Consider the following 2536-nt stretch of genomic DNA (forward strand, 5'->3'; position numbering starts at 1 on the left):
GCCTTGGCGGATTCCTCGGCCGCAAGAGTGATGGCGAGCCTGGCGTGAAGACGATTTGGCTGGGGCTGAAAGAAGTTCATGTCGCGGCGAAGACACTGCGAGGCTTACGAGCCGTCGATGATGGGGACAATTGTGTATAACCACATGCCCTATCCTTCTGCGCCACCCTCGAATTACGGCCCCAAGAAAATCGGCGTGCCGCGAGCGATCCATCACACATCCGTGCTCGCGGAAGCGGCCCCCATTAAACATCACCTGCTTATGCCGGGCGCCAGGCCTAGTCGAGACTTGGGTTGCAGGTCTAAGAGCCACCCCTTTCAAGGTGATTAAACGACACGTCCAGCCTTGATGACACGGGCGGTAGAAACATGCCGCCGTGCTACGCATCCAGCCACATAGCCTTTCTTCTTCGGCGCTTTCGGTCCCCGCGTATGTTTGCGCATCGCGCGAGGATCAACGTGCGTCGCCATCCTGATCAACTCGCGACCGAGCTGAGCTGGGGTGAGGAGGTCATAGGCCTGCCACACCTCGGGCGGCACCGCGATCATCATGCCGGCATAAGTTGCCCGGATTTCGCTGGCGAGGTAATACGGTGAGATCTCGATGTCGCTGGTATCCGGCTCATGCCGGATTCTCACCGCAGTCGCAATCACGCTCAGTACGTTATACGCGAGCGCCGCCACGCCGAAGGCCAGCAGCGCCGCGCGCGGTTGGCTCAACGAGCGAATCTCACTATTGAGCACCGATTCCAGCCGCTGAAACAGAATGAAATGAACGCGTCCCACCCGTGAACAACGGAACGAAGAGGAGGATCCTCACGGGCCAGCGGCATCCATGTGCCAAAAGTGGAAAATGCATGCATTTCCCACAACCGGAGCATCCAAATGAATTTTACTGCAGTAGGCGTGGATATCGCGAAGACGGTTTTTCAGGTGCACTACGTTGACCAAGAGACAGGCGAGATCGTGAACAAGCCAGTCAAGCGGGCGAAGTTTCTGGAGCACTTCGCGAACCGTGCACCGTGTCTTATCGGCATGGAAGCGTGCGGTGGTGCACATCACTGGGCACGGCAGCTTACGAAGATGGGCCACCAAGTGAAGCTGATGCCGGCGGAGTTCGTCAAGGCGTTCAACATCCGCAACAAGAACGATGCGGCGGATGCTCGGGCGATCTGGTTGGCGGTGCAACAGCCAAGCAAAGCGGTGGCGGTAAAGACCGAGATGCAGCAGGCAATGCTGGCGCTGCACCGGATGCGCCAGCAGTTGGTGAAGTTCCGCACGATGCAGGTCAATGCGTTACGCGGCTTGCTGACGGAGTACGGCGAAGTGATGGGCAGGGGTCGGGCCGCGCTGGATAAATCCATACCCGAGGTAATTGCCAGGGTGACACAGCGCTTGCCAATGGCGCTGATCAATACGCTACGCGAGCAGTGGAATGGACTTGCGAAGCTAGATGAGCAAGTCGCGGAAATCGAGCGGCGCATGCGCGAGTGGGTCAAGGAAGACCAGGCGGTGAAGGCGATCAGCGAGATTCCCGGCGTTGGACTGCTGACAGCGACGGCGGCGGTTGCGATGATCGGCGATGCGAAGACGTTTCGGTCGGGACGTGAATTCGCGGCGTGGGCGGGTCTCGTGCCCAAGCAGACAGGATCGGGCGGCAAAGTGAACCTGCATGGGATCAGTAAGCGGGGTGACACGTATCTACGCACCCTACTGATCCACGGTGCACGATCGGTGATAACGCACGCAAAGGAGCCTGGCCCCTGGGTCGAGCAGATGACCAAGCGGCGGCCGGCGAATGTGGTGATCGTGGCGCTGGCCAACAAGATGGCGCGGATGATCTGGGCGATACTGGCCCATGACCGGCCATACCAGAAAGGATACGTGAGCGCGAAGCCGGCTTGAATGGTGGGCGCCACGTCAAAGACTAACGTTTAACGCAGGGTGAACGTCGAAAGGTTGCGTTGGCAATCGAGTGTGATGACAAACCAGGTAGGACCGGGACTCGCTAAACCTGAATAGAGAAGAGAGCTTCGATCTCGCTAACAGAATGAGGTGTGAGTCTGCGTATTTCATAGGGGCCCGCAGCAGTAGTACCGGCTGCAAAAGGCCGGATATAGAGCTGCAACCCATCCTGTCTGTCAGAAGCACACGAAAAACTAGCGCAAAAGGGACGCGTTCATATAGATTCTCTATGCTCCAGCGTCGCCGGTATAGCCGGGCGACTGCCTCGGCCGTCAGATAGGCGGCCGGGACATTGGTCAGCAGGCGGACGACGGTAACACCATCCTCGGTGGTGCCATCCAGATGCAGTTCGATGCGCCGCAGCACCTGCGGCGCGTTTGATTCATCTGGGATGCTGACCGCTTGCTCGTACACAGTGCCGGCTTCGACCCGGCCCATTTCGCGTAACGGCTCCAGCTCGCTGGGGCTCGGATTGCGGCCGTGCTCCCGCACGATGAAGGCGCTGCCGCGACGCTGCCACCCGGCAAGAATCGCCCGGGTGCTGAAGTTGCGATCGGCGATCCACAGTTCGG

4 protein-coding genes are annotated in these 2536 nt (G+C 59.3%); 2 read left to right on the forward strand and 2 right to left on the reverse strand.

Going from position 1 to position 2536, the window contains the following annotated elements; translation table 11 throughout:
• Positions 1 to 140: IS4 family transposase (locus tag AC1DS6_RS42350; protein ID WP_477104770.1), on the forward strand; the 140-nt coding region annotated here is incomplete at its 5' end.
• Between the two features lie 186 nt (positions 141 to 326).
• On the opposite strand, the gene AC1DS6_RS42355 is transcribed toward AC1DS6_RS42350, so the two are convergent.
• Complete coding sequence (locus AC1DS6_RS42355; protein ID WP_477104767.1) at positions 327 to 719, reverse strand: hypothetical protein; 393 nt, start codon at positions 717 to 719, stop codon at positions 327 to 329.
• 165 nt (positions 720 to 884) lie between these two features.
• Between AC1DS6_RS42355 and AC1DS6_RS42360 the strand changes: the two genes are divergently transcribed.
• Positions 885 to 1904, forward strand: coding sequence for an IS110 family RNA-guided transposase (locus tag AC1DS6_RS42360; protein ID WP_477104768.1), 1020 nt, complete (start codon positions 885 to 887; stop codon positions 1902 to 1904).
• Positions 1905 to 1919: 15 nt separating this feature from the next.
• On the opposite strand, the gene AC1DS6_RS42365 is transcribed toward AC1DS6_RS42360, so the two are convergent.
• Positions 1920 to 2536 (reverse strand): transposase (locus AC1DS6_RS42365; RefSeq protein ID WP_477104769.1); only part of this gene is annotated, 617 nt, incomplete at its 5' end.

The sequence above is a fragment of the Cupriavidus sp. 05L310 genome (assembly GCF_056398185.1).

Excerpts from the sequence above, each read along its gene's own strand:
- AC1DS6_RS42360 (WP_477104768.1), top strand. The coding sequence starts at position 885 with ATGAATTTTACTGCAGTAGGCGTGGATATCGCGAAGACGGTTTTTCAG.